The 5,760-nt window shown below is 52.3% G+C and carries 6 protein-coding genes; all 6 read right to left on the minus strand.

The window, feature by feature from the left end:
• Window positions 1-376: 376 nt before the first annotated feature.
• Window positions 377-751: a hypothetical protein gene (locus tag ACNKID_RS09930; protein WP_417913273.1), complete on the minus strand. Its 375-nt coding sequence runs from the start codon at window positions 749-751 to the stop codon at window positions 377-379.
• Window positions 748-1,368, minus strand: a complete 621-nt coding sequence (locus ACNKID_RS09935; protein ID WP_417913274.1) for a hypothetical protein — start codon at window positions 1,366-1,368, stop codon at window positions 748-750. Before ACNKID_RS09935 ends, ACNKID_RS09930 begins: the two co-directional genes overlap by 4 nt.
• A 94-nt stretch (window positions 1,369-1,462) precedes the next feature.
• A complete protein-coding gene (metG, locus tag ACNKID_RS09940) occupies window positions 1,463-3,418 on the minus strand; it encodes a methionine--tRNA ligase (protein WP_417913275.1) in 1,956 nt (651 codons plus the stop codon).
• A gap of 10 nt (window positions 3,419-3,428) precedes the next feature.
• Window positions 3,429-3,893, minus strand: coding sequence for a DUF4365 domain-containing protein (locus tag ACNKID_RS09945; RefSeq protein WP_417913276.1), 465 nt, complete (start codon window positions 3,891-3,893; stop codon window positions 3,429-3,431).
• A complete protein-coding gene (locus ACNKID_RS09950; protein WP_417913277.1) occupies window positions 3,890-4,375 on the minus strand; it encodes a hypothetical protein in 486 nt (161 codons plus the stop codon). Before ACNKID_RS09950 ends, ACNKID_RS09945 begins: the two co-directional genes overlap by 4 nt.
• Before the next feature lie 4 nt (window positions 4,376-4,379).
• On the minus strand, window positions 4,380-5,342 hold the full coding sequence (locus ACNKID_RS09955) for a PSP1 domain-containing protein (protein ID WP_417913278.1): 963 nt from the start codon (window positions 5,340-5,342) through the stop codon (window positions 4,380-4,382).
• Window positions 5,343-5,760: the final 418 nt, after the last annotated feature.

The raw sequence follows: 5,760 nt of genomic DNA on the forward strand, positions 1-5,760 counted from the left end.
TTGAAGTTTGCAACGCCTCATTCTTTGCTGCAAATGCCTCGCGGCTCCGGGCCGCGACCCGTTTCAAGTTTAGAACGTCTCGTTTCAAAAAAGGAATGGTTGATATGCGTTAAACGCGCTGCATCGCCTCCACATCTGAGGCATCATAACGCGCTGCGCTGCGCAGGGATGATCCGTATGAAGCGGAGCGCAGCTACAGAGTGCTGGTTCTTTTGGCACGCTGTTGAACTACGCCCGATTGAGTGGTTGCTGATGGTTTGAAGAGTGAAACTTGGATGAGCATAATGGGTAGACTGGGTTATTACCCAGCCTACGCACTAACATCATCCTAAGAGGAAAAGGGTACCCGCAATAAACAGCGCAGGTTATCAATGAGTTACTGAGACGTTTCAATCTGGTACTCGACTTCTTTAGGCGGAGCGTTCTCTTTTTCCTGTATTTTCACTACGAATTTGACAGGCGTATTTAACTTCTGAGAACTCTCTTCGACAGCCTTCTGAAGAACTTTATCAAGATTGACGATCTTTGACTTGTCAACCCCCTCTTTAGCTTGTATGAAGGCCGAAAGCATCTTGTTTTGTTGTAGAGGGTTATCACAACCACACCTAGGATTTGCGCTTTCACAGCCTATACACGTGAATACCTGACCAGGTGTTGCACAGGTACCTCTGCAACAATGTGAAAGAGATAATTCAGGAAAAAATAAGTTGAATAAAAGTGCAGTGTATCCGATCGTTCTAAACAGCTTCATTGCTTTACCTCCTTATATAAGATAATCATGTTAGTTGATGGATTTATATAGTATTTAAGTTTACCTGCTCTATCACAGAATATTTTGAGGAATGTTTCTAATGGAACGTTATTAAACGTCTCGAGTTTAACCAGTCGTTTTCTTGTCTCCTCTGGCACCGAATCGTCTATGACTAATGTGAAATCCTCAGAGAGCTTACTGAGTATTGATACAAGAGCAGACACTTTATAGGTACCGCTTTGGAGAGACATAGTTAGTCCTGATATGTTTACAGGACGATGTTTATCTGGGGATATTGCCATAACCGCTATCGTAAGAAAAGCAATTATGAGAGCTATCACGATTAACAGCCCTGCTTGCAGCCGCTGGTAGCGAATCCACTGAGCACCAGTCATCTGGGGCGGGACGGGCCGTTGCGTAACGACCTTGATGACTTCAACCATCTGGCTGTCAGATGTGGAGGGTCGAGCTTGAATAGTGCGCAGCACTGACTGTAGCTCACGCAGCCGGAAGCCTGCGTATGCTGCCACAATAAGTGCAACTACGTATGCAATCAGAGCATAAGGACTTGATGCAGCCGCCGGAATGGCTTGCAAGAACTCAGATACAGCACCCATAGTTCCTCTTTCCTTATAATGGAGAAGTATAAGAGCTGATTATACAGTATGTAGAGGGATAAGCAATGCCAATCCCGCCATCTGCCTGCAACCGCTACGCCACCCTCGACCCTACCGCAATATCCGCCGCCACCGCAGAAAGCACTAACCGCTCGTTGCCGTCCGCGTCCTTCTCCTTGGCAGCCAATACCATGCCCTGCGAAGCAATTCCCATCAGCTTGGCAGGCTTCAGGTTCGCCACAATAATCACCTTGCGCCCGATCAGCTCTTCCGGCTGATAATGCTTGGCAATGCCAGCCACCAGCGTTCGCTCCTCCGGTGCCTTCACGGTCAGCTTGAGCAGCTTCTCCGCCTTGGCGATTTTCTCCGCCGCGACAATCTCCGCCACCCGCAGCTCAACTTTGCCAAAATACTCAAAACTGATCAAACCATCCTCTTCCTGCGCCGCTGACTCCGCCTTCTTTTCTACCTTGGCTTGCGGCTTGGGTTTCTCCGGCGCGGCAGGCGCAGCCGCCTTTTTCTCCAAGCGGGGAAAGAGTGCCTCGCCAACGTTCAACGCAGTGCCGGGCTGAATTCCTCCCCAGCGGCCCGCTTCAGACAGCACGGCGTTATTTAATTCCTCGCTCAAACCCAGCGCGGCAGCCATCTTTCCTGCGGCAGTCGGCATGATTGGACGCAATACCAGCGCGAGAATCCGCAGGCTTTCCGCGAGGAAATAGAGCACCGTTCGCAGCCGCCCGGCTTGCGCCGCATCTTTGGCCAGCTCCCACGGCGCGTTGGTGACAATAAAACGGTTCAGCATTCCAATCACTTCCCAGACTGCCTGCAAAGCGCGGTGGAACTCAAAACCGTTCATGCAGGCGGCGTAATCGGTCAGCATCTTCTCGATGGCAGCAATTAACGCCCGATCTTCTTCAGTGACAGCCGCCTCATCTGCCTGCGGCACCTTTGCGTCCGCATACTTGGCCAGCATCGTCAAGGCGCGGGAGAAAAGATTGCCAATATCGTTGGCTAAATCGGAATTGCGGCGTTCAAAGATCGCCTCTTTGGAAAACGAGGCATCGCGGCCAAAGCTCATCTCGCGCAAAAGGAAATAACGCACGGTGTCTGCGCCGTATTCCTCAACCAAATCACCGGGCCGGATGACATTGCCAATGGATTTTGACATCTTGGTGTCATCTACATTCCAGTAGCCATGCACATGCAGTTTCTGATATGGCGGCAGTCCGGCGGCCTGAATCATGGTCGGCCAATAGATGGCGTGCGGCTTGAGAATATCCTTGGCGACAATGTGTTCCGCCACCGACCAGTATTTGGTGAAATTCGCCCCGTCAGGATAACCAATGCCGGTCAGATAATTGATCAGCGCATCAAACCAAACATAGGTGACAAAATTTTTGTCAAAGGGCAGTGGAATGCCCCAAGTCAGGCGCGAGCAAGGCCGGGAGATACACAAATCTTCCAGTGGCTCGCTGAGGAATGACAGAACTTCGTTGCGGTAGCGTTCCGGCGTGATGTAGTCAGGATTGGCTTTGATATGATTGATCAGCCAGTCCTGATATTTTGACATGCGGAAGAAATAATTTTGCTCGCTGACCTCATCCGGCACCGTCAGATGATCGGGACATTTGCCGTCCACCAATTCTTTCTCAGTTAGAAATCGCTCGCAGCCCTTGCAGTAATGGCCGGAATAAGAGGAAAAATAAATGTCGCCCTGATCATAAACCTTTTGCAGAATATCCTGCACCACCTTGATGTGCTCAGGATAGGTGGTGCGGATGAAATGATCCGGCGCGATATCTAAAAGCGGCCAAGTGTCGCGGAAGGCGGCGGAAATCCGGTCGGCATATTCACGCGAGCCAATGCCCTCTTTCTCCGCTGCTTGAACGATCTTCTCGCCGTGCTCGTCCGTGCCGGTCTGAAAGCGCACGTCATCGCCGCAGAGCCGCCGGAAGCGGCTGTAGGTGTCGGCAATGATCGTCGTATAAGCATGGCCGATGTGCGGCGTGGAATTGACGTAGTAAATCGGGGTGGTGATGTAGGTGGTCATGATTGGGAAATTATAAATGCGCAGGTCGTTCCGCCTGCTGAAGGTTCATAGCTGGATGCAGCATCATCGGGCCGCGTTGCAATTGCTGCTGAAGTTCCTTTTTTACAGCATCGGTTATTTCTATGACAGGAATTTCTACAGTATTGTTATTGATCTCTCCTGCATGAGGTGTTATCCACGAATAAAACAATTTATTTTGCTTAACATCAATAACAAGTAGCAGGGCAGGAATATTGGAATGCGCAAGGCGTTCATACTGCTCCGCGTCGGTGCGAACTGCCGATGCCACTGGCTCTTCTGTTGCCTTCACCTGCACAGCGTAGTTGTTGATGCCGCCTTCTTCGTTGGGAAAACCGGCAAGAAAATCATAGCCAACATCGGCCGTTGCTTTGGCAAGAAAAAACGGTTCCATATCTTGGAGGAGCAATTCCGCAAGAATCTCTCCTCTTCGCTTGACAACTTGCTTATTTTTCATGCGAACACCGATGATACAGGTTTATGAATCGTTGTTGACCAATACCGACAGACCTCATTATGCAATTTTTTAAGGTTTATGCTGGTGAGTTCATGCGTCAAAGGAATTCGAGAGATAGCTTTCACAGGAATTCCAGAGTGAATTGAACGGATAAAGACCCTTTTGGTTGGTTCATGAACGCCGAAGATGTACGTGGGGCCGGGTATCTGTAATAAATTCTCAATATCCCGCCTCTTTGTGTAGATATGGAGACCTTTTTCAGAGAGCGAGGAATTATCTGCCGTTGCTTTTGTTTGCGCAAAAAAGTACAGACGCTTTCCTTCTACCTCTTCCAGCTCCACATAAAAATCAACCGCAGGCCATTTGTCGCCAAGAAAGCCGGGCCGAAAAAGCGGTCTGTCAAATGCTTGATAATCTGTTAGACATAGCTCGACAATTTTTTCTCCGCGAAATCCTGTCAGCTCGCGAAACGCGCCGGTCATCAGCTCATCCTTTCCTGCTTTTCCGGGGAAAACTCTTCACCGCCGCGCCCTCTTTCGGCTTGCCCTTCTTCCGCGCGTCGTCCCCGCGCAGCGCCGCATTCTCCGCCTCACGCCACTGCGCCTCGGTCAGCGTCACTTCCGCGCCGCCCTCCTCGGCGACCGCCTGCACCGCGCCCTGCATCGGCAAAACCCGAGTCACTTTGTATATTTTGTCGGCATGACAAAGCTGCTGTCCCAGCCGGGGCATCTCCCGCTTGATCGCCCGGTAGCTTTCAAATTCGTAGGTCAGGCAGCAGAGCAGACGGTTGCAGACCCCGGAAATCTTGGCCGGATTGAGCGGCAGATCCTGCGCCTTGGCCATTTTGATCGACACTGACTCAAAATTGTGGAGAAAGGCAGCGCAGCACAGCTCGCGTCCGCAGGCCCCGATGCCGCCGGTCATCTGCGTTTCATGACGGACACCGATCTGCCGCATCTCCACGCGAGTGCGGAACTCCTGCACCAGATCCTTGACCAACTCGCGGAAATCCACCCGGTTTTCGGCGGTGAAATAAAAAATCACCTTGGAGCCGTTGGCGTAGCACTCGGCCTGCACCAAGTGCATGGGCAAGTTCAAGGCCCTGATCCGCTCCTTGCAGAACGCGGCGGCGATCCTCTCGCGGGCAGGCAGCTGGGTGAGGCGGTCTTGCTCCTCGGCGTTGGCGCGGCGGATAATCTCCCACGCATGATCCACGCATTTGCCTGGCAGCGGCGCAGGAACACGGCAGGCAAGCCTCACCGGCTCCAAGCGCTCCTCCGCCCGGATCATCACGATCTCGCCGGGGGACACATCAGCCAGCAGGCTGCGGGCCAGATGCTCCTGACCCAGCGGACGGCAGCGGACGCGGTAGAAATGAACGGCTTCATCCTGCCGATCGGAAGAGACGTGTGAAGAAGAATCGTGCTGTTCAGCGGAGTGATCGGTCATGGAGCAACTTCGGAGTTGATCGCGGATGCGGACGTGTTGAAAAGCTGGGATAGTTGAACGGCCTTTTGCTGTCGCAAACCTCACAGATACGTCATCAGACAGGGCTTGTCAAGCCTTTTGCCTGCGGAAGGCCATCTCTGCGAGTCAGGACGGCTGCATGTTTTTTGCGCACAGAGCCGCGAAGCGCATGGCTGCCTGCGCCCTGCTGTGTTATACTCGGATGTTTTAATCCAAGTTGTGACCTTTTGCTCAGCCCAGCCTGAAGCGTCCGCTTTGCCCGCAGGCATGGCTGTCTCCGCGCGTTCACAGCAGCTCGGCTGAATTATTCTGTTTTCCCGCCGCCTGCGCCGGAAGGACGCTCGCTGCAAGTGCGGCGGAGTGCGCTTGCTTTGCCCTGATTCCAATTGGAATCGTGTCA

The organism is Candidatus Electronema sp. TJ (genome assembly GCF_048287355.1).
Classification (GTDB): domain Bacteria; phylum Desulfobacterota; class Desulfobulbia; order Desulfobulbales; family Desulfobulbaceae; genus Electronema.